Below are 22,339 nucleotides of genomic sequence, written 5' to 3'. Positions count from 1 at the left end.
GTGATCCATACACATTTAACCCTACAATAGCAGATAGGTATACGGTAAAAGTAACAGATACAGGAGCAACACCAAATTGTCCGGTAGTAAGAACGATTGAAATATTACCAGCAGTAGTATCAGTATTCACTACATCAGTAACTAATGCTACCAGCAGGAACCTATACAGTAACTGTTGAGGGAGCTAATGGATGTTCAACCGATGCGCCAAATATTATCGTAAATGATAACCCAGTATTAACAGCAAATGCTCCAACGGCAGTTCAGTTTGGATGTACAACAGCAAATGATGTAAACAATGCCACGTTAAGTATTAGAGCAGAAGATACATTTGGAGTATCAGGAGGAACTACTGTTTACTCAAGTGTTAAATTATATAATGATAATGGAACGCCAGTAAATTTAGCTGATGATATTGAAATTACGACAGTAACAGTAACAGGTACTACGTATGAATTTTCAATAACAGATGTTACGGGCGGATCATATTATTTAGAAGTAGTAGATAGTGCGAGTTGTATGACATTATCAGGATCAACCGTAATTGAGGCATTCGATCCTATTGGAGATATACTTATTACATCACCATTAAAACAAATAGATTGTTTAACAGGCGAAGATATCGTTGTAAAAACAAGTACAGATATTGATGGTGTTTCTTATGAAATAATAAGTGGTCCAGTAACGCGTGCAGCTCAAATAGTAGTATTAGGAACAGGTTCTGCAAACTTTACAGACTTACCAACAGGAACGTATGAGGTAACAGCAACGCATCCAGATACAGGTTGTGTGTTTACAAAAGAATACATTGTAGGAGCGGAACCAAGTTATACGGTAATTGCAAATAATCCGCAAGCAACTTGTTTTGGAGCAGCAGGCGGAAGTATCGATATCAGTTTTGATTCGAGTACAACGTATGGCGGAGTTTATGATTACGAAGTATTAGATACTTCAGGAAATTCATTAGCAACTCCAATTACAGGAACAGGAATTAATGGAGGAACAACTGAAACTGTTACAGGATTATTGGCAGGTACCTATTATGTATCGGTAACCATGACAAATACACCGTTCTGTACGATAAGCACAAATCAGTTTACTATTGGAACACCTACGGCGGCATTAGCATTAAATGGAGCTGTTACATATATTAGTTGTAATACAAGTACAGGAGAAGTAATCTTAACAGGTAGCAATGGTTTTTCTGGTTATGAGTATCAATTGATAAACAATGTAACACCAGGTACACCAATTCAAAACTTTAGTACTAATGCTAGAATTACAGGTTTAGTTGCGGGTAGTTATACTGCTACGGTTAGAGATGCAGGAGGTTGTTTAGCTACATTTAATTTCGATTTAAATGCTACAACTCCAATGGCAGCAGATGTAAATTTAGTGGAAAATCAATGTGAAGGTGAATACACTGCAAGTATTGAGATAACCAATGTAATGGGAGGTCAAACTCAAGATACTTCGGTAAGAAGTTATACTTATATTTTAATCTACCCAGATGGATCACAAGTTGAGCAAACATCAAATATTTTTGAGAATTTACCTGCAGGAGCAACGTATCAAGCAATTGTTAGAGATAGTAAATATAGTTGTGAATACAGAGAAGACGTAGATATTATAGATCCTATAAAAGTAGCAGCTTCTGTAAACATTACTGCAGATATTACTTGTGCAGTTTCAACAGCAACCGTTGAATTAGCAGGTGCAGGTGGTACAGGTACTTATATGTTTAGTGATGACGGCGTTACTTATATGGCAAGTAATACGTTTACAAGTGTAAGCGCAGGAAATCACGTTTTCTATGTACGTGATGCTAATAATTGTGTAGATGATGTTGCGGTTAGTATTGATGCTTATGAAACATTAACACCTACGTTAAACGTAATATCAGGATTTGTAACTTGTAATGGAGATAATAACGGAGTTTTATCTGCAGATGTAACCGGAGGTTTTGGTAATTATGAATATCAACTAGAAGAATATCCAAGTAATACTGTAGTAGCACCTTGGCAAAGTTCAAATACATTTACAGGTTTAGGAATCGGTGATTATCATATTAGAGTAAGAAGCACTAATAGGTTTAATGTTGTATGTACAGCGGTAACAAGCCCAGATACAATAGCAGAGCCAGCACTATTAACTGTAGCTGAAACACATACCAATGTAACTTGTTATGGCGCTAATGATGGTACGATTACGGTATTAGCGTCAGGAGGAAACTTAACAGGTTATGAATATAATATTAGTTCAGACCCAGCAATTAAATTTGTAACCAATAATGTGTTTAGTAGTTTAGCAGCAGGTTCTTATATAATTACAGTTAAAGACAAGTTGGGATGTACAGAAACAATACCTGTAATAATTACAGAACCAGCAGAGTTTACTGCAACTTTAACATCTGTAGCTGAACAAGCATGTATTAATGACGCAACGCCAGTTATTACTTTAGATGTACAAGGGGGATTACAACCTTATTTTATAAGTATTAATAATGTAGAGTTGGCAACACCTTATAATACAAATACAGTTGTTTTAGGAGCTGCTGAAGGTATTATTGGTGATGAAGCATATTATATTACGGTAAGAGATAGTGGTGCAAATTGTAATGCACCAGCACCAATTAGGTTAACTACAGGAACTCCAGTAGACTTGGCATTAACTGTTGATTTTGAATATACTTGTCCGACAGGAAATATAATTAAAGCAATTGTAGCCGACAAGTATAAGAATAACATGTCTTATACGTTATATGATGGATTAGGTAATCCAGTTACAACAAATAACACAGGTGAGTTTATAGATGTGGCAGCAGGGAATGGTTACTATGTTTCTGCAAGACTTGTAGGATCTACATGTTCAGAAAATTCGATGAGTGATCGTATCGACATTCAGACATATCAAGCATTAACAATGACTATTGATGATTCTCAGAAGAATAAATTAATAGCAGATGTTAATTTTGGATTGCCACCTTATAACTTTACTGTGGATGGTGTTGATTATGGAGAAGAGAATGAGTTCTTAATCTTACAAACCAAAGTGTATACCATAACAGTAAGAGACGCACGAGGTTGTGAAGTTACCTTAACGGTTAACGGTGTTTATATTAGTATTACAGTATTAAATTTATTTACCCCTGATGGTGATGGAATAAACGATTACTGGTATCCTTTAGATGTAGAACCTTATCACAATATTAGAGTGTTAATTTTTGATAGGTATGCTCGTAAGATTACAAGTTATCAAGGTTTTGTACAAGGATGGGATGGTACTTACGATGGTAAACCATTACCAGCAGGAGATTACTGGTATACTATTTATTATAATGAATTATCAGGAGAAGAGAAAAAGCTAATGGGTCACTTTACATTATACAGATAAAAATGAGAAAGATATTAATAGCAATAAGCATCGTAATTTTTAGTGTAAAGTTATCAGCTCAAGAAATTAATTTGCCTCAGTATATAAGTCACCTGGCAGATAATCCATTTTTAATATCTCCAAGTTATGCAGGTATTGGTAGTGGTTTAAAAATTAGATTAAATGGGGTAAGCCAATGGATAGGTGTTGAAGATGCACCTGATACACAATCGTTAGTGGTAGAAGCACGTTTAGCAGATCGATTTGGAGGAGGTATTACTTTTTTTAATGATAAAAATGGATACACCACTCAAAAAGGAGTCAAGTTATCGCTGGCAAGTCACTTAACGTTAAGTAATTTTCATGATAGTTTTTTATCATTCGGTATTAGTTATAATTTTACTCAATTTGGTATTGATACTTCTGATAATAACTCAGGGCAAGCAGTTCCTAACAGATCGGTTACAAATTCTAATTTCGATGTAGGTTTGTTATATCGTTACGAACGATTTAGTATAAGTGCAAATGCAAATAATTTACTAAATAAAAAAGTAGATAATTTAACAACCAATGAGCCAGAATCTTTAAGAAGGTTTACTCTTTTTAGTTCATATGTTATTGCAAAGTTTAGTAATAGAATAGAAATTGAACCGTCTATGTTTATTGAATATTATGAGGCAGATCAAAGATCGAGAACCGATATGAATGTTAAAGTAAGAAAAGGAATTAATGATGGTTATGTTTGGGCAGGTTTAAGTTATACGTTCTTAAACGATCAGTTTTTTGTACCCAATGCAATTGCACCATTGGTAGGGTTAAAAAAAGATAACTTATACATGTCATACGGTTTTAGTGTAAACATGAATAAAACACAAGATTTTAATTACGGTACACACATGATTACACTTGGTTTTGATTATGAAAGAAGACCTAGTTTAGCACGTTGTACCCAAAAAATGATGATTTTTTAAAAAAACAAAATAATATAATAAGATCCTCAAGCTAAAACTTGAGGATTTTCTTTTTCTTTGCAGTAATGGAAAACAAGAATCAACTTTCAACCAATTTAAATAAATTTATTAGTAGTACAGGTATCTGTTCTCGTAGAGATGCCGAAAAATTTATTCAAGCAGGTAGAGTAACAATTAACAAAAATGTTGCACAATTGGGTAATAGAGTTTTTAAAGGAGATAAGGTGCGAGTAGATGGTCGTTTATTAGAACCTAAACCTAAAACCTTATATATAGCTTTAAATAAACCTGTAGGTATTGTTTGTACAACAGATAGTAAAGAGAAAAAAAATATTGTAAAATTTGTAGGCCATCCAGAAAGGTTATTTCCTATTGGTCGTTTAGATAAACCATCTGAAGGACTAATATTTTTAACCAATGATGGTGATATTGTTAATAAAATTTTACGCGCCGGAAACAATCACGAAAAAGAATACATTGTTTCGGTGGATAAAAAAATAACAGACGATTTTATTACAAGAATGGGAAATGGAATTCCTATTTTAGGAACCGTAACGCAAAAATGTAAGGTTAAAAAAATAAACGATTTTACGTTTCAAATTATTTTAACCCAAGGATTAAATCGTCAAATACGTAGAATGTGCGAATATTTAGAATACGAAGTAACGAAGTTAAAACGTGAGCGTATTATGAATGTAGCTTTGGGTAAATTAAGTACGGGAGATTGGCGTGAACTAACCGAAGATGAAATGAAGCAAATCAATGAGATGATTGCTAATTCATCTAAAACAGAGGAAGCATCAACAGTTGTTGAGAAAAAAAAGCCAAAACAACCAAAGAAAAAGGAAGTGAAAAAACAAGATGACTTTAATAAAAAAAGTGCAACTTTTAGAAAAAACTCTCCTAAAACAAAAAGAAATTCTAATCAAAAATTTGGACGTAAACGTAAATAAAAAGCCTGTATAAAGAAAGTTGCTGTAAGTATAAATGTAAAATTTACACAACAACTATTTACTTACTAATTATTATGATTTTATTTACTTTTCCAATTCTTAAATAAGCGTATCTTTGTCCCTTATGCAATTCGACTTAAAAACAACCGACCCAAAAAGTAAAGCACGAGCAGGTGTTATTACAACCGATCACGGAACAATAGAAACTCCAATATTTATGCCAGTTGGTACCGTAGGTACTGTAAAAGGTGTACATCAATCAGAGTTGAAAAATGAGATAAACCCAGATATTATTCTTGGAAATACGTATCATTTATACCTGCGTCCAAAATTAGAAACCTTAGAAGCCGCAGGAGGTTTGCATAAGTTTATGAATTGGGATCGTAATATTTTAACAGATAGTGGCGGATACCAAGTATATTCACTTTCTGGAAGAAGAAAAATAAACGAAGAAGGTGTAAAGTTTAAAAGCCATATTGATGGCTCTATGCATTTCTTTACCCCAGAAAATGTAATGGAAACGCAACGTACCATTGGAGCCGATATTATTATGGCATTTGATGAATGTACGCCATATCCTTGTGATTATAATTATGCGAAACGCTCGATGCATATGACACATCGTTGGTTAAAAAGATGTGTAAATCATTTAGAAAAATTGCCTTTTAAATATGGATATGAACAAACATTTTTTCCTATTGTACAAGGTAGTACTTATAAAGATTTAAGAAAGCAATCAGCAGAATATATAGCTTCGGTAGGCGCTCAAGGAAACGCTATTGGAGGGCTTTCAGTAGGGGAGCCAGCAGAAGAGTTGTACGCAATGACAGAAATAGTTACGGCTATTTTACCTGAAGATAAACCTCGTTATTTAATGGGCGTAGGAACACCTATAAATATTTTAGAAAACATCGCTTTAGGTATAGATATGTTCGATTGTGTAATGCCAACACGTAATGCACGTAACGGTATGTTGTTTACAGCGCACGGATCTATAAATATTAAGAACAAAAAGTGGGAACAAGATTTTTCTCCTATCGATGAAATGGGGATTACTTGGGTAGATACTATGTATTCTAAAGCTTACTTACGTCACCTTTTTGCAGCAAAAGAAATGCTTGGTAAACAAATTGCATCTATTCATAATTTAGGTTTCTATTTATGGTTAACAAGAGAAGCAAGAAAACACATTTTAGAAGGAGACTTTACAGAGTGGAAAGATAAAATGGTGAAACAAATGGATAATCGTTTATAAAATAATTCATTTTTGAAAATACTTGATTGGTACATATTAAAGCGTTATTTAGTAACATTTTTGTTTACTTTATTAATACTAATACCCATTGCGGTAGCTATTGATATTGCTGAAAAAATAGATAAATTTTTACACCACGAGAGTTTAACTTTCATTGAGGTTGCTAATGATTATTACATAAATTTCATTATATATTACGCAAATACTTTTATGCCTTTGGCATTATTTATTGCTGTAATTTTATTTACTTCAAAATTAGCAAACAACACAGAAATTGTAGCAATAAATGGCTCTCAGGTATCATTTACTCGGTTTTTGTTTCCTTACTTTATAGGAGCAACGATTGTATGCATGATTGCTTTATCTATGAATCACTTCTTTGTGCCTTCTAGTAGTAAAGTAAAAAAAGCATTTGAAAAAAAGTATTTGAGCAAAAAAAAATATTCAGATAATTCTGTTCGAGAATTTAGTTTGCAATTAAATGATAGTACATATGTTTACCTGCAACGTTTTGATTTAAAAAGAAATAGTGGAAATTATTTTACGACAGAAATCTATGATGGAATTCAGTTAAAACAACAACTAACTGCAGATAATATTAATTGGAAAGAAAAAGACAGTACCTTCAAATTATATAATTGGAAAATAAGAAAAGTTTTTAAAGACAGAGACAGTATTTTTTCAGGAAATAGTATAGATACTACTTTTGCCTTTACACCAAAAGATTTCAATTTTAAAAATGTTTCGGCGCAAGAAATGAGATCACCTGAATTAATTAAATTCATTGAAATCTCTAAAAAAAGAGGTGTTAAAAATTTAAACGTTTATTTGGTAGAATTATATAAACGTACTAGTTTACCAATAGCCTGTTATGTTTTAACTTTAATAGCAGTAGCATTAGCATATAAGAAAAGAAGAGGAGGAACTGGTTTAAATTTGGCATTAGGTATCTCAATAATGTTTGTGTATGTCTTTTTTTTAAAAGTAGCAGAAGTATTAGGTGGCGTTGCAGGTGCTAATGCTTTATTAAATATTTGGGTACCCAATATTGTTTTTGGGTTATATGCGATTTACTTATACATCAATGGAAGGAAATAAATTAAAAAACTACCTCCACTTACATTTTATTGTTTTTATTTGGGGATTCACAGCAATACTTGGCGCACTAATTTCTATTGATGCTATTCCGTTAGTTTGGTTTCGAATGTCGCTAGCAGTAGTATTTATTGCCATCTATTTTTTTATCCGCAGAAAATCTTTTAAAGTTGATAAAAAAGGATTGTTAAAATTTGCGTTTTCAGGTGTAATTATTGCTATACATTGGATTACTTTTTTTAAAGCAATAAAAGTATCAAATGTTTCTGTGGCTTTAGTAACCATGAGTACAGGAGCTTTTTTTGCTTCACTTATAGAACCCGTATTTTTTAAAAGAAAGATTAAAGCAATTGAAATTTTATTAGGGATCTTAGTAATCGCAGGACTCTATATTATTTTTAATTTTCAAAGCCAATATACAATGGGTATTGTATATGCATTGATATCTGCTTTTTTATCAGCACTGTTTGCTGTTTTAAACGGATTATTTATAAAAAAATACGATGCAAATATTATCTCTTTTTATCAGTTAATGTTTGGGGCTTTAGGTGTTACTTTATACCTGTTATTTACACAACAAATTTCAATTGAATTCTTTCAAATATCAGCAAATGATTGGTTGTATTTAATCATATTAAGTAGTTTTTGTACAGCTTATGCTTTTATTGCATCGGTACAAGTAATGAAATACTTAACGCCATATACCGTAATGCTAACTATTAATTTAGAACCTGTTTATGCGATTATTTTAGCGTTGATCATATTTGGAGAAAAAGAACAAATGAGTACTGAGTTTTATTATGGAGCGTTTATCGTTTTATTTGTAGTTTTATTAAACGGTATTTTAAAAAATACGACGTTGATAAAAAAGAAATTCAGTAAAAAATAGTATTTTTAAAAAAGGTTAAAAGCTAAACTTTACAATTTTTTAGTATGTTTGCCTTTACAAACAACGAATTATAAAATCAAACGATATATAATGGAATATTTAGATTTTGAATTGCCAATAAAAGAATTAGAAGATCAATTGGCAAAGTGTTTTGATATAGGGAAAGAAAGTGATGTTGATGTTACCGCAACCTGTAGTAAGATTGAAAAAAAATTAGAAAAAGCTAAAAAAGATATATACAAAAACTTAACTCCTTGGCAACGTGTACAATTGTCACGTCACCCAAATCGCCCATATACATTAGATTATATAAAAGCTATTTGTGGAGATACTTTTATGGAACTACATGGTGATCGTAATGTAAAAGATGATAAAGCTATGATTGGTGGTTTAGGTAAAATTGGTGATCAATCGTTTATGTTTATCGGTCAGCAAAAAGGATATAATACAAAAACACGTCAGTACCGTAATTTCGGAATGGCAAATCCAGAAGGATATCGTAAAGCTTTGCGTTTAATGAAAATGGCAGAAAAGTTTGGTATTCCGGTAGTAACATTAGTAGATACTCCAGGAGCGTACCCTGGTTTAGAAGCTGAAGAACGTGGGCAAGGTGAAGCAATTGCACGTAATATTCTTGAGATGACTCGTCTTAAAACACCTATTATAACGATTGTTATTGGTGAAGGCGCATCAGGAGGAGCAATTGGTATTGGAGTAGGAGACAAGGTATACATGATGGAAAATACCTGGTATACGGTAATTTCTCCTGAATCATGTTCGTCTATTTTATGGCGTAGTTGGGAGTATAAAGAGCAAGCAGCCGAAGCTTTAAAACTTACTGGTGATGATATGAAGCGATTAAAATTAATTGACGGAATTATTGAAGAGCCAATAGGAGGAGCACATTCTGATAGAGAAGGCGCTTTTAAAGCAGTACAAGAACAAATTTTAACTGCTTTTAACGAAATTAAAGATTTAAATAATACCGATTTAATTGCCCAGCGTATGGATAAATATGCAAATATGGGTGTTTATAAAGAATAATCATACAAAGAATATATTGCATTAAAACTCGCCTTTTGGGCGAGTTTTTTGTTTGAATTAATCACTCATATGTATTTGTAATGATAGTAAAAGAAGATTTATATTCGATGAGATTTCTAAGTAAATTCGAATAGAGATTAAAAACAGGTTGTTAAAATAATTATTCCAACAAAAAAGCAACCAAATTTGGTTGCTTTTTTATTAAGGTATATTTAAAAATTTATGAGTTTGTAAAGAAACACGCCATTTCGGATTTTTCATCACATAATCTACAATTAATGGTGTCATTTCTTCTTTTTTACTCCATTCAGGTTGTAAAAAGAGCTGACATTTTTTGCCTACTTTTTCAGCTTGTTCTTCTGCAAACTGAAAATCATTCTTATTATGAATAATCATTTTCAATTCATCAGCTTCTTTATAACATTCTTTTGTAGGTAATTTTGTTTTTTTAGGAGATAAGCAAAACCAATCCCAAACACCAGAAAAAGCATAGGCACCAGAAGTTTCTATATGCGTTTTCATCCCTTTATCCTGAAGTTCTTTGGTAATATAATCTAAACTCCACATTAATGGCTCACCACCAGTAATTACTACTGTTTTGGCCCATTTTTTTGCATTGGCAATAATTACGTCTGTTTTTGTTGGTGGATGTAAATTCGCATCCCAACTTTCTTTTACGTCACACCAATGGCAACCAACATCGCAACCTCCAATTCTAATAAAATAAGCAGCAGTACCTGTGTGCGCTCCTTCACCTTGAATCGTATAAAATTCTTCCATCAATGGAAGCATTTCTCCTTTATTTATAAACTCTTGTACTTCTTTTTTCAACATAAGGGTGCAAAGATAGTCAACATTAAAATTTTATGGATGATTTTTGTTACTTTTACGTGTTTTATCAATAAAAAAGAATCGCAACAATATGAGCAAAACCGAAGCGTTTTTCAAATACATTACTGAAGGCTATAAAAGCAAAGGAGATTTTATCACATTAGGTGCTGGTATGTTGGGGGAAGAAACAGTAACAAATGCGCTGGTAAATATTCCATTAAAAACCTTAAACCGCCACGGATTAATTGCCGGAGCAACAGGTACAGGTAAAACTAAAACTTTGCAAGTATTGGCAGAAAACATGTCTGACAAAGGAATTCCGGTGTTGTTAATGGATGTAAAGGGTGATTTAAGCGGATTAGCACAGCCAAGCCCAGGACATGCTAAAATAGATGAGCGTCACGAAAAAATAGGTATCCCTTTTAATGCTACTAAATATCCGATAGAAATTTTATCAATATCAGAACAAGAGGGTGTACGTTTACGTGCAACAGTATCTGAATTTGGGCCTGTTTTATTAGCGCGTATTTTAGATTTAACAGAAACCCAATCGGGAATTGTAGCAATTATTTTTAAATATTGTGATGATAATAAATTACCTTTATTAGATTTAAAAGATTTTAAGAAAATCCTTCAATTTGTAACCAATGAAGGAAAAGAAGAAATTCAAGAAGAATACGGAAGAATTTCTACAGCAAGTACAGGAGCAATTCTTAGAAAAATTGTAGAAATTGATCAACAAGGCGGTGATTTATTTTTTGGCGAAAAATCATTTGAAGTAGATGATTTAACGCGTGTTGATGAAAACGGACGTGGTTTAATATCTGTTTTAAGGTTAACAGATATTCAAGATAAACCAAAGTTGTTTTCAACTTTTATGATGCAATTATTAGCAGAAGTGTATGAAACATTTCCAGAACAAGGAGATAGCGATCAACCTGAGTTAATTATTTTTATTGATGAAGCACATTTAGTTTTTGAAGAAGCATCGAAAGCATTGTTAAATCAAATTGAAAGTATTGTAAAATTAATTCGTTCGAAAGGAATAGGGTTGTATTTTGTAACGCAAAATCCGAAGGATGTGCCAGAAGATGTTTTAGCACAATTAGGAATGAAAATTCAGCATGCCTTACGAGCATTTACGGCAAAAGACAGAAAAGCAATTAAATTAGCTGCCGAAAATTATCCAGATTCTGAGTATTACGATACTAAAGAAGTATTAACGCAGTTAGGAATAGGAGAAGCCTTGGTATCGGTTTTAAATGAAAAAGGAATTCCAACTCCGTTAGCAAGAACGATGTTACGTGCACCTATGAGTAGAATGGATGTGCTTACAGCGAAAGAAATTAAACAGGTATTAGACAATTCGAGATTGATACCTAAATATAACGATATTGTTGATAGAGAAAGCGCATACGAGTTTTTAAATGATAAAATTGAACAAATCAATAAAGAAAAAACGGCAGCAGCTCGCAAAGAAGAAGCAGCGAAAACAAGCAGAAGGTCTTCGTCAACACGAAGTAGAAGTACACGACAAAATCCGATTATAAAAGTATTAACCAGTGCAACTTTTATTCGTAGTGTTTTCGGAATATTAAAAAAAGTATTAAAATAAAACAAATAGTATATAAACACGTTTTTAATAATAACAAACCAAATAAATAAATGAAAAACATAATTAAACCCTTAATAATCGCTTTAATTTCAATAGTATTTATACAATGCGGAAACAGTAAATTTGATGTTTCTAAAGGTAAAATCGGAAAATTAACAATAAAAACGACCATGCAAGAGGTTGATGGAATTTTTGAAAATGATTCTATAGTAAAAATACTAAGCGAAGGTGCTAAAGGAAATAACTTTTTTCAGGAGGATGATAAATATTTAGTTTACGAAAAAGGAGGTAAGCATTTGTTAACGATTGTACCTAAAGAACAGTTAGATTCAACATCAACAATAAAAAGTGTTGAGATTTTTGATGATCGCTTTAAAACAAAAACAGGTTTAAATATCAGTTCTTCTTTTCAGGAAGTTAATGCGAATAATACGATTAGTAAAGTTGAGTCGTCATTTTTATCAGCTACCTTGTTTATAGACGATTTAAATGCAACGATTTCTTTAGATAAAGAAGATTTGGGATTAAAAGAATTTAGTACTCAAAAAATAACGAAAGAACAGATTCCTGATTTAGCGAAAATAAAATCACTAACTATTTGGTTTAACTAAAACATATGAAAAGTCGAAACAATTGTTTCGACTTTTTTATTTCTATATTATGAGTAAAAAATATACAATTCAAAGAAAACCATTTGTAGTACCAACTACAGATGGAAAATTAATAGAAGAACATTTTGGGAATGCTACGGATAAAAACCCAAAAGTAAGTATTGCACACATGGTTGCGCCAGTTAATTGGAGTGAACCTTTTCAAACACCAGCATTTGAAGAATATACGTATATTATAAAAGGTAAAAAACAATTTAATATTGATGGAGATATTGTTGTTTTAGAAGCAGGAGAATCAATTAAAATAACAAAAGGAGTGCGAGTTCAATATTCAAACCCGTTTAATGAACCTTGTGAGTATTTAGCTATTTGTATGCCTGCTTTTTCTATTGATTTAGTGAATAGAGAAGAGGAATAGCATAATTTTAAGGAGATTTGTTATGTTGAATTTATTTCATAATAACAGTACTTTATAAATCGAAAAAACATCAAATTGAATTTGTTTCAATTGGATGTTTTTTTATATACGCTATTTAAAAAAATATTAAAGCGTAAGTATTGTTAATACAATTCCCAAAAGGATTGCGGTAAATTTTTTAAAATTGAATTTGTGATTTTCTGAACTTTCAAAAAGTATGATGGTAGATATGTGTAGAAAAACTCCAATAATTAAAGCCGTTATTTCTGTATGATATTCATTGAAAAAAGGCACTTTATCAGAAACTAAAACCCCTAATGGACTCATTAAAGCAAATAAACTTAAAAATAAAACGATTGTTTTTTTACTATAGTTTGTCTGTAGAAAGAAAGTTGTTAAAACAATAGCAATAGGAATTTTATGTACAATAATTGCCCAAAGTAAATTATCGTCAGCATGATGTATTGGCAATCCTTCAGAAAAAGCGTGAATACATAAACTCACAAATAGTAACCAAGGAAACTTTGACGAATCAGAATGTACATGAATATGACCGTGTTCTGCACCCTTAGAAAAAGATTCTAAAACCGATTGTATAATAATTCCGATTAAAATTAAGATTCCTATTTTCTTGGCATTACCTGTATGTATATAAACTTCAGGAAGCAAGTGCAATATTGTAACCGATAGTAAATAAGCGCCACTAAAGGCCAATAAAAGGCGAACTAATTGATTATTAGGTTTTAAAAATAAAACAAGTAAAGAACCTAGTAAAACAGCAATTATTAATAATATGTAACTCATTCTCCAATTAGTATTAATCTATCAGAAGTATTTTTATCAAAAGTATTTAAACTATAATCACCAAAAACATGTTTTAAGTTTAAACCAGCTTTTTTAAAATAGCTTTCCATTTTATCTAAAGTTAAAAATTTTACCTGCTCGGTATATGAATGTTGTTGGTCATCAGCAATAAAAGAAATGTGTTTTAAGATAAAACCGTTTTTAATTTCTCTTTTAATGTGAAATTCAATACCATCAATTGTTTTAACTTCTTTTAAAACTAAAGAGTTTTTAACTTTCTCGACATTTAAAAAATCTAAAACAAAGACACCATTTTCTTTTAAGCCGTTTTTAATGCTTTTTAAAATAGCGATATCTTCATTGTCATCCTCAAAGTAACCAAAACTTGTAAATAAGTTAAAAATAGCATCGTATTTATGCTCTATTGGATCACGCATGTCCCAAACTTCAAAATTCAGCGATTCATTTTCAAATTTTTTAGCATATTCAATACTGTTTCTGCTTAAATCGCCACCAGTTATTTTGTAACCTAAAGAATTTAAGTATACCGAATGTCGTCCTTTGCCACAAGGTAAATCGGCAATATGACTCGATTTAGGTAATTTTAAAAACGATGTTACGTTACGCATAAAAAATTGAGCATCTGCATCATTTCTATGCTTATATAATGTATGATAATAGGAAGTATCGAACCAAGAAGTAAACCAGTCTGTTGTTTTCATAAGTATAAGGTCTGCAAAAATACATAAATCTTACGTTTTTTAGATTGAAACAAGAAAAGATTCATATCAACCCAAAATAAGCTGTACTTTTGCAATGAAATTTTACAATTACATGGAGAAAGATTTTAAAATGACTGCCGTTACGATGGCAGGTTTAGAAGGAGTTTTAGCAGATGAACTAAGAAAGCTTGGTGGTCAGGATGTTAAGGAAGGAATACGTAATGTTACTTTTAAAGGAGATACAGGTTTTATGTATAAAGCAAATATTGCTTTGCGTACGGCTATTCGTATTTTAAAACCGATAAAAAAGAGTAAAATTTTTGATGAGGAAGATTTATACGAAGCAATTCAGCGTGTAAAATGGGATAAATATATTGATGTTGACGGGACTTTTGCTATTGGAGCAGTAGTAAATTCGAAGAATTTTACGACAAATTCACACTATATTAGTTTAAAATCGAAGGATGCAATTGCTGATTATTTTATGAGCAAGTACAAAAAGCGTCCGAATGTAGATTTAAAACATCCAGATGTTAAAATTCATATTCATATTCATAATGAATGGTTAACAATTTCTTTAGATTCATCAGGAGATTCACTACACAAAAGAGGGTATAGAAGTGCTACCAATATTGCACCAATTAACGAAGTGTTAGCGGCAGGATTGGTATTGTTATCTGGTTATAAAGGAGAAGAAAATTTTATCGACCCAATGTGTGGTTCAGGTACGATTTTAATTGAAGCAGCCATGGTTGCTAATAATATACCAGCAAACATTAATCGTAAGCATTTTGCTTTTGAAAACTGGAAAGATTACGATGAGGATTTGTTTTTTGTAATTCAGGATGCATTGTTAAAGAAAATTACAAGCTCTCATTTTAAAATAATGGGATTTGATAAAGCTCCGTCTGCAGTTACAAAAGCAAAACAAAACATTGTAAACGCCAATTTAGACGAGTTTATAGGTATACACCACGTAAACTTTTTTAACTCTAAGAAAGAAGTATTTGGTAAAACAACCATTTTATTTAATCCGCCGTATGGTGAACGTTTAAATATTGATGTAGAAGAGTTTTATACCAAAATAGGAGATACTTTAAAACATAATTATCACGATTCTACAGCTTGGTTAATTACTTCGGATATGTTAGCGTTAAAACATGTTGGGTTAAGAACATCAAAGAGAATACCGCTTAAAAATGCCGATTTAGATTGTCGTTTTGTAAAGTATGAACTCTACGAAGGAAGTAAAAAAATGAAAAACGATTTCGAATCTGATATCGAAGCATAATAAAAAAATCCGCTGAAAACTTTCAGCGGATTTTTTGTTAAAAAGAAGTATTACTTTGTTATTTCTATTAAAGGATCTTTATCTGCTGTTTCGAAAGGGTCAGGTTCCCAATTTCCTTGTATGGTACTTTTTGGTATTTCTTCTCCTGTTATTTTATCAATATGATGTATTACAAAATAAGTATCGTTACTAATAGATAAAATATACATATTATTTTTTTCAAACACTTCGTTTTCAAATCCAGGTTTAAATACGTTAAAAGATTTTTTTACAAATGCTATTTTTTTAGTGTCTTCTTTTGTTGGTGTATAAAACTGTGTTGTTCCGAAAACATCGAAAGGGAGCGTGCTTTTTGTTATTACATTTACAGAAAAATTATAATTAAAATGACCTTTTTTGTAGCCTAGAGGGGTAAATTTAATAAACCTTTTAAAGTGAACTAAAACTTTTTTTTTATTAGACCAAGCTGTTACTTCAAACTCATTTAAGTTTATTTTTAAGGAAGGATATTTTTCCTTAAGAATGCTTTTTGCTTTTTTAATGAGTACTTCTCTTCCTAAGTTTTTTGTATTTTCAATTTTGTGCTCCATATTGCTATTTTGACAAAAAACACCGTTGATATTAATTGATGTAATTAATATGAATAAAAAAATATTTTGAAGTTTCATTTTTCTAAAATACATTTAGCGTTAAGGTTGTTCTATTTTTTAAAATAAACTTAATGAAAACAATCAAAGTAATAATAAAGTTAGATGTAAGAAAACCTAACCCTAAAAAATGTTTTTTTAGGGTTAGGCAATTATAGACTTATTTAAACTTTACCGATACTTTTTCTGCAATCCCAACAATTACTTCGGTAGCCTTTAAAATACTTTCAACAGGTACATATTCGTAACGTCCGTGAAAATTATGCCCTCCAGCAAAAATATTAGGACACGGTAAGCCTTTGTAAGATAATTGAGAGCCATCTGTACCACCACGAATTGGTTTAATTAATGGTTTAATTCCCATATCATTCATAACTTCTTCAGCAATATCAACAATATGCATAACAGGAGTTACTTTTTCCTTCATATTGTAGTATTGATCTTTAATTTCAATTTCAATTAAGTCTTTACCTAGTTTCGTATTCATTACCGAAACTAAATCTAACATGGCTTGTTTACGATTTTTAAACAACTCCATATCATGATCTCTAATAATATATTGTAATGTGGTTTGCTCAACCTTTCCTTCCATATGATGTAAGTGGAAAAAACCTTCATAACCAGTAGTTTTTTCAGGTACTTCATTCGCAGGCATTGCGTTGATTAATTCGCTAGCAATAGTCATCGAATTAATCATTTTTCCTTTAGCATATCCTGGGTGAACTATTTTACCATTTATTGTAATTTTAGCACCAGCTGCATTGAAATTTTCATATTCTAGCTCACCAATCTGACTTCCATCCATGGTGTACGCCCATTTAGCTCCAAATTTTTCAACATCAAACATATGCGCACCTTTACCAACTTCTTCATCCGGAGGAAAACATACTCTAATTTTACCGTGTTTAATTTCTGGATGCTGAATTAAATATTCCATTGCAGAAACAATTTCGGTAACACCAGCTTTATCGTCGGCACCTAACAGCGTTGTTCCGTCAGTCGTAATGATAGTTTGACCTTTGTATTGTAATAAGTCATCAAAATAATCAGGAGACAATACAATGTTTTGCTCTTTGTTTAAAATAATGTCTTTTCCGTCGTAATTTTCGTGGATTTGTGGTTTTACATTCGCTCCAGTAAAATCAGGACTTGTATCTATATGCGCAACAAAACCAATTGTTGGCACTTCGTAATCTAAATTACTAGGCAGCGTAGCCATTAGATAACAGTTTTCGTCTAAATCAACATCTTCCATTCCTATTTCTACCAATTCTTTTTCAAGAACTTTCGCTAAATCCCATTGTTTTTCGGTACTTGGAAAAGCAGGGTTGTTAGGATCACTTTCAGTATCAATAGTTACGTATTTTATAAATCGATTGATGATATGTTGTTTGTTCATTGTTGTAATTTTTAGCGTTTCAAAAGTAACTAATTCAGTTGTGTTTTGTTAATTAAATTTATGGCTTTGCAAATTCGTTCATCTACTAAAGAATCTCCATAAACTTCTGTTTTAACATGTAAGAAGTTATCTTCGTTTATTTTAGTAAATGTGTTTAATATATGATACGAATAATTACCTTTTTTACCTTCAGCGTAACTGTAATAAGAAGGTTTATTAAGAATGTTTACATCATTTGTTTTAATTTCTGATAAACCCATTTTTTTATTGTCATCCGTAATTTTTTGCTTAAAAGTGTTGTCTAAAAAAACAGTTTTATGCACCAAAGTAACATCCATAAGTGTTGTTTTTGTAACACTGGTGGTTGTGTCGGCAGCGTAGATAGATGTTTTCGTGTCATCATAATATAAGTTTACCTTCCAATGTTTTGGCAGTTGTACACTAAACATATTTCTAACATCTTCACTTTTTTTAAGATTATCATAAAAACTAGTTTCTTTACAAGGAAACTCTTCTTTTAAATCGGGAAATGAATTACAAGAAATCATTAAAATCAAGACTAAAATAGTTACTATATTTTTCATTTTTTTCTATTTCTGATGTTTAAAATAAGCGATTAACAAATCTACTACATAACTGTAAGATTTTATTCCTTTTGATTGATTGTTTGCTTTTAAATATGAATTGTAACCTTTTTTTAAATACGGCTCAATAGGATTTTCAAATTGTTTCCAATGTAAATAACTATCTCTATAATCTTTATAAATTCCGATATTTACCGTTTTTTTAATTTTTGAAGCTAATTCTTTATCTCGTTTGTAAATTTGACCAATACAGTAATTATACGCCATTCTGTATCCTGAATATTTAAAGTATAAATCGTCGTTTTTAATAGCCGCTAAGAAACCAACAAAATTTGCGTCATTTTCTGCAGCCCAACCAATTTGATGTGCCATTTCGTGACAAGTCGTTGAAGGATATCCGGTTTTAGGAATCCTATCATTTATTTGCGCCTCGCCTGTAATCGGATTTATATAACCTGCGGTTCCGTTATAAGATTGAAACAAACTCACTAAAGAACTTTTTATAGACGGATTTTTATACGCTAACTGCGGATACATAAAAGCTAAGTTTTTATAACCATTGGTAGCTAACTGATATATTTCTTTTTGAGAATAAGGAACGGTAACTTTTATAGTATCATTTTTGGTAATTTGTAAATGAATTTTATTTAATTCTAAAATAATTTGTTGCGTAGTTTCAACCAACTGTTCGGTTGTGTATGTTGATTGTTGCAAGCCTAAATTTTTAGCCAAAGGCTCGCGAAAATAATTGAATCCCCAAAAAGCATAAAAACAAAAATAAACAATAGATAAAGTCGTTATAAACTTCAGAAGCAACGGTATACTGGTTTTAAATCGGTTTTTAATTAATTGATAAATAGCTTTAATGAACAAGAATAACAATATAAAACCTAAAAAATCACCAAACGAAAAAGGAATCCATCCTAAAATAAAGCGAAAGAAATTAGAAATATAAGGATATATTTCTGTGCTGTAATATTGCTCTACCCATTGTGGTTTTTGGCTAAAAAAATGCACAAATAATATTTGAAAAGGTAAAGTTAAAGCTATTATAAGCTGTTTTTTATTGTACTGCATAACATCAAAAATAAGAAAGTTAGTACGTTATCAACAAGTTAATAACAGTTTTGTTTACAAAATTTGTGCATAAAGAAAGTTAAAGATAGCTCCTAGAAGTATCAGCTTAAAAAATTACATTTGCAGTTATGGAAAGAACTCAATCTCTTAGAGGAACTAAAACTGACAAGTCTAAAATTATTAGTCTTGAAAAAGGAAAATTACCACCACAAGCTTTAGAATTAGAAGAAGCTGTTTTAGGTGCCATGATGATTGATAAAAAAGGAATCGATGAAATAATTGATATTCTTAATCCTGATTCTTTTTATGATAAAAGACATCAAGAAATTTACGCGGCTATTTATACACTTTTTCAAAATTCTGAACCGATTGATTTACTTTCAGTATCAAATCAATTAAAGAAAAACGGAACTTTAGATTTAGCCGGAGGTGATTTTTTCTTAATAGGTTTAACTCAAAAAGTAGCCTCTTCGGCGCATATTGAGTTTCACGCAAGAATTATATTAGAAAAATATATTCAGCGAAAATTAATTACAATTTCGTCTGAAATAATAGAAAGTGCTTACAACGAAACTGTTGATGTTTTCGATTTATTAGACGATGCCGAAGGTAAATTATTTGAAGTAACACAAGGAAATCTTAAAAAAGGAGCCGAAAGAGCCGATTCATTAGTACAACAATCTATTACCAAAATACAAGAAATTTCTGGTAAAGAAGGAATGAGTGGTTTGGCTACAGGATTTACAAAATTAGATGCTTTAACTTCAGGTTGGCAACCATCAGATTTAATTATTATAGCAGCACGTCCTGGTATGGGAAAAACGGCCTTCGTAATTTCGATGGCTAAAAATATGGCGATTGATTTTAACCACGCCGTTGCAGTATTCTCTTTAGAGATGTCATCGGTACAGTTAATTACACGTATGATTTCTTCTGAAACAGGTTTAACATCAGAAAAATTACGTAAAGGAAACCTAGAGCCACATGAATGGGAACAGTTAAATGTAAAGGTTAAAAGACTTTCAGATGCTCCTATTTTTATTGATGATACTCCGGCACTTTCAATTTTCGATTTACGTGCAAAAGCACGACGTTTAGTATCGCAACACGATGTGAAAATAATTGTGATTGATTATTTACAGTTAATGACGGCAGGTGGAGCAGGAGGAAACCGTGAACAAGAAATATCAACCATTTCTCGTAACTTAAAAGCGTTAGCAAAAGAATTAAGTATACCTGTTATTGCATTATCTCAGTTATCGCGTGCAGTAGAAACACGTGGAGGCTCTAAACGTCCGTTATTATCAGATTTACGTGAATCTGGTGCAATTGAACAAGATGCCGATATTGTATCGTTTATTTTTAGACCAGAATATTATGGTATGACAGAATGGGATGATGACGATCACTCACCATGTGAAGGGCAAGGAGAGTTTATTGTAGCAAAACACCGTAACGGTGGAATGGATAATATCCGTTTAAAGTTTACTGGGCATTTAGCTTTATTCTCAGATTTAGAAGAAGGTATCAGTAGTGAGTTTCAGTCGAGTATGAACTCAGGTGCAGAATCTGGATTTAATACTGATGTAGCTTCTAGTAATTTTGCATCGCCAGAAGATGCTTTCGGACCAAGTGATGATGATGTGCCGTTTTAAAACTTAAACAATTCATAAAATATAATAAATACACAATTGCTACTTAGTAATTGTGTATTTTAGTTTTTAAAAGTTTGCAATTAAAAAATATGCTAAAAAATAAAGAAATACCTAAGTTTCACGAAACATTTATGCCAATATTAAAAACTCTTTTAAATGAAGAGACTATTCATCATCGTGAAATGAGTAAAGAGATTATCGAAAAGTTTTATTCTCATTTAACAGATGAACAGTTAGAAAAGAAGACGAAAAGCGGAGATACTTTAATTTTAAACAGAATAGCATGGGGTAAATCATATTTAAAAAAAGGAGGTTTCATTGAGTTTCCTAAACGAGGTATGGTGAAAATTACGGATAAAGGTAAAAATTCGGTTAATAAATCTTTATCTCTTAAAGATGTTGAAAATTCATCAAATTTTCTTGATTTTTATACAGAAGAACACCCTACGAAAGATACAACACCTCAAAAAATAGAAAATGCTTCTCCGCAAGATCTAATTGATGAAGGGTTTTTACAAATTGAAACAGAAGTTAAGGAAGAACTTTTAGATAAGTTGAAATCGATGGATCCTTTTTATTTTGAAAAGGTAATTTTAATTCTCCTAAAAAAAATGGGTTATGGTGATTTCATAGAAACAGCTAAGACAGGTGATGGAGGCATAGATGGTATAATTAATGAAGATAAGCTAGGCTTGGATAAGATTTATATTCAAGCCAAAAGATATGGAGAAAATAAAGTTAGAGAAAAAGATATAAGAAATTTTATTGGAGCAATGAGTGGAGATACTAAGAAAGGAGTATTTGTAACAACTTCAACCTTTGATAAAGGAGCAGAAAAGAAGGCAAATGATGCTCATCATACAATAATTCTTATAAATGGAGATAAATTAGTTAACCTTATGCACGAGTTTAGTGTTGGTTTACAATTGAAATCAATTTATGAGGTAAAGGAAATAGATTTAGATTTTTTTGAAAGCGAGTAGTATATCGTTGATTATTACTTTAAACTTAATTTTAGAATTTTTAATATGATTAAAAAACACCTATACATATTAATATTATTGTTTTTTTCAAACTCAATTTGGGCATCTTTTATTTATGTTCCG

Annotated in this window: 20 protein-coding genes; 13 read left to right on the top strand and 7 right to left on the bottom strand. The window is 31.3% G+C overall.

Annotated elements, in window-relative coordinates; all coding sequences use genetic code 11:
- Positions 1–144: 144 nt before the first annotated feature.
- The 7 genes from N2251_RS01470 (at position 145) to N2251_RS01440 (ending at position 9,579) form a co-directional block, all read left to right on the top strand.
- Positions 145–3,393 carry a T9SS type B sorting domain-containing protein gene (locus N2251_RS01470; protein ID WP_260584908.1) on the top strand — a complete coding sequence of 1,083 codons (3,249 nt, stop codon included), beginning with the start codon at positions 145–147 and terminating at the stop codon, positions 3,391–3,393.
- Between the two features lie 2 nt (positions 3,394–3,395).
- Positions 3,396–4,343 (top strand): PorP/SprF family type IX secretion system membrane protein, encoded by a 948-nt coding sequence (locus N2251_RS01465; RefSeq protein ID WP_260584907.1) that lies wholly within the window; start codon positions 3,396–3,398, stop codon positions 4,341–4,343.
- Between the two features lie 65 nt (positions 4,344–4,408).
- The gene (gene rluF, locus N2251_RS01460) at positions 4,409–5,296 is read left to right on the top strand and encodes a 23S rRNA pseudouridine(2604) synthase RluF (protein WP_260584906.1); all 888 of its coding nucleotides are present in this window, start codon (positions 4,409–4,411) and stop codon (positions 5,294–5,296) included.
- Positions 5,297–5,420: 124 nt separating this feature from the next.
- Positions 5,421–6,551, top strand: a complete 1,131-nt coding sequence (tgt, locus tag N2251_RS01455) for a tRNA guanosine(34) transglycosylase Tgt (RefSeq protein ID WP_260584905.1) — start codon at positions 5,421–5,423, stop codon at positions 6,549–6,551.
- Between the two features lie 12 nt (positions 6,552–6,563).
- Positions 6,564–7,649 (top strand): LptF/LptG family permease, encoded by a 1,086-nt coding sequence (locus tag N2251_RS01450; protein ID WP_260584904.1) that lies wholly within the window; start codon positions 6,564–6,566, stop codon positions 7,647–7,649.
- Positions 7,636–8,535 (top strand): DMT family transporter, encoded by a 900-nt coding sequence (locus N2251_RS01445; protein WP_260584903.1) that lies wholly within the window; start codon positions 7,636–7,638, stop codon positions 8,533–8,535. The genes N2251_RS01450 and N2251_RS01445 overlap by 14 nt, the downstream gene beginning before the upstream one ends.
- 90 nt (positions 8,536–8,625) lie before the next feature.
- Positions 8,626–9,579: an acetyl-CoA carboxylase carboxyltransferase subunit alpha gene (locus N2251_RS01440; protein ID WP_260584902.1), complete on the top strand. Its 954-nt coding sequence runs from the start codon at positions 8,626–8,628 to the stop codon at positions 9,577–9,579.
- A 201-nt stretch (positions 9,580–9,780) separates the two neighbouring features.
- On the opposite strand, the gene N2251_RS01435 is transcribed toward N2251_RS01440, so the two are convergent.
- Positions 9,781–10,413, bottom strand: a complete 633-nt coding sequence (locus N2251_RS01435) for a 7-carboxy-7-deazaguanine synthase QueE (RefSeq protein WP_260584901.1) — start codon at positions 10,411–10,413, stop codon at positions 9,781–9,783.
- A gap of 88 nt (positions 10,414–10,501) precedes the next feature.
- Between N2251_RS01435 and N2251_RS01430 the strand changes: the two genes are divergently transcribed.
- The 3 genes from N2251_RS01430 to N2251_RS01420 are packed head-to-tail and all read left to right on the top strand — an operon-like array spanning position 10,502 to position 13,054.
- Positions 10,502–12,025, top strand: a complete 1,524-nt coding sequence (locus N2251_RS01430; RefSeq protein WP_260584900.1) for a helicase HerA-like domain-containing protein — start codon at positions 10,502–10,504, stop codon at positions 12,023–12,025.
- Positions 12,026–12,075: 50 nt separating this feature from the next.
- The gene (locus tag N2251_RS01425; RefSeq protein WP_260584899.1) at positions 12,076–12,636 is read left to right on the top strand and encodes a hypothetical protein; all 561 of its coding nucleotides are present in this window, start codon (positions 12,076–12,078) and stop codon (positions 12,634–12,636) included.
- 49 nt (positions 12,637–12,685) lie between these two features.
- Positions 12,686–13,054 (top strand): cupin domain-containing protein, encoded by a 369-nt coding sequence (locus tag N2251_RS01420; protein ID WP_260584898.1) that lies wholly within the window; start codon positions 12,686–12,688, stop codon positions 13,052–13,054.
- A 126-nt stretch (positions 13,055–13,180) separates the two neighbouring features.
- Here N2251_RS01420 and N2251_RS01415 read toward each other — a convergent pair whose 3' ends face one another.
- Positions 13,181–13,858 carry a ZIP family metal transporter gene (locus N2251_RS01415; protein ID WP_260584897.1) on the bottom strand — a complete coding sequence of 226 codons (678 nt, stop codon included), beginning with the start codon at positions 13,856–13,858 and terminating at the stop codon, positions 13,181–13,183.
- Entirely contained in the window at positions 13,855–14,580 is a 726-nt protein-coding gene (locus N2251_RS01410; RefSeq protein ID WP_260584896.1) for a class I SAM-dependent methyltransferase, read from the bottom strand. Before N2251_RS01410 ends, N2251_RS01415 begins: the two co-directional genes overlap by 4 nt.
- Before the next feature lie 112 nt (positions 14,581–14,692).
- Here N2251_RS01410 and N2251_RS01405 point away from each other — a divergent pair, with 112 nt between their 5' ends.
- Positions 14,693–15,871 carry a THUMP domain-containing class I SAM-dependent RNA methyltransferase gene (locus N2251_RS01405; RefSeq protein WP_260584895.1) on the top strand — a complete coding sequence of 393 codons (1,179 nt, stop codon included), beginning with the start codon at positions 14,693–14,695 and terminating at the stop codon, positions 15,869–15,871.
- A 50-nt stretch (positions 15,872–15,921) separates the two neighbouring features.
- Here the strand turns inward: N2251_RS01405 and N2251_RS01400 are convergent, their stop codons facing one another.
- The 4 genes from N2251_RS01400 to N2251_RS01385 all read right to left on the bottom strand — a co-directional run bounded on the left by N2251_RS01400 (position 15,922) and on the right by N2251_RS01385 (position 19,578).
- Positions 15,922–16,461, bottom strand: a complete 540-nt coding sequence (locus N2251_RS01400) for a hypothetical protein (RefSeq protein WP_260584894.1) — start codon at positions 16,459–16,461, stop codon at positions 15,922–15,924.
- A 217-nt stretch (positions 16,462–16,678) separates the two neighbouring features.
- Positions 16,679–17,917, bottom strand: coding sequence for a peptidase T (gene pepT, locus N2251_RS01395; RefSeq protein ID WP_260584893.1), 1,239 nt, complete (start codon positions 17,915–17,917; stop codon positions 16,679–16,681).
- Positions 17,918–17,946: 29 nt separating this feature from the next.
- On the bottom strand, positions 17,947–18,501 hold the full coding sequence (locus tag N2251_RS01390) for a hypothetical protein (protein ID WP_260584892.1): 555 nt from the start codon (positions 18,499–18,501) through the stop codon (positions 17,947–17,949).
- A gap of 6 nt (positions 18,502–18,507) precedes the next feature.
- Positions 18,508–19,578: a DUF3810 domain-containing protein gene (locus N2251_RS01385; RefSeq protein ID WP_260584891.1), complete on the bottom strand. Its 1,071-nt coding sequence runs from the start codon at positions 19,576–19,578 to the stop codon at positions 18,508–18,510.
- 128 nt (positions 19,579–19,706) lie between these two features.
- Between N2251_RS01385 and dnaB the strand changes: the two genes are divergently transcribed.
- Both dnaB and N2251_RS01375 read left to right on the top strand, forming a co-directional pair.
- Entirely contained in the window at positions 19,707–21,233 is a 1,527-nt protein-coding gene (dnaB, locus tag N2251_RS01380; RefSeq protein WP_260584890.1) for a replicative DNA helicase, read from the top strand.
- Positions 21,234–21,322: 89 nt separating this feature from the next.
- A complete protein-coding gene (locus N2251_RS01375; protein WP_260584889.1) occupies positions 21,323–22,216 on the top strand; it encodes a restriction endonuclease in 894 nt (297 codons plus the stop codon).
- The last annotated feature ends 123 nt before the right edge of the window (positions 22,217–22,339 follow it).

The sequence above is a fragment of the Tenacibaculum haliotis genome (genome assembly GCF_025215075.1).
In the GTDB taxonomy this organism is placed as follows: Bacteria; Bacteroidota; Bacteroidia; order Flavobacteriales; family Flavobacteriaceae; genus Polaribacter; species Polaribacter haliotis_B.
The sequence above is the reverse complement of the archived record's forward strand: the minus strand, read 5'-3'. Positions and strand labels throughout refer to the sequence as shown.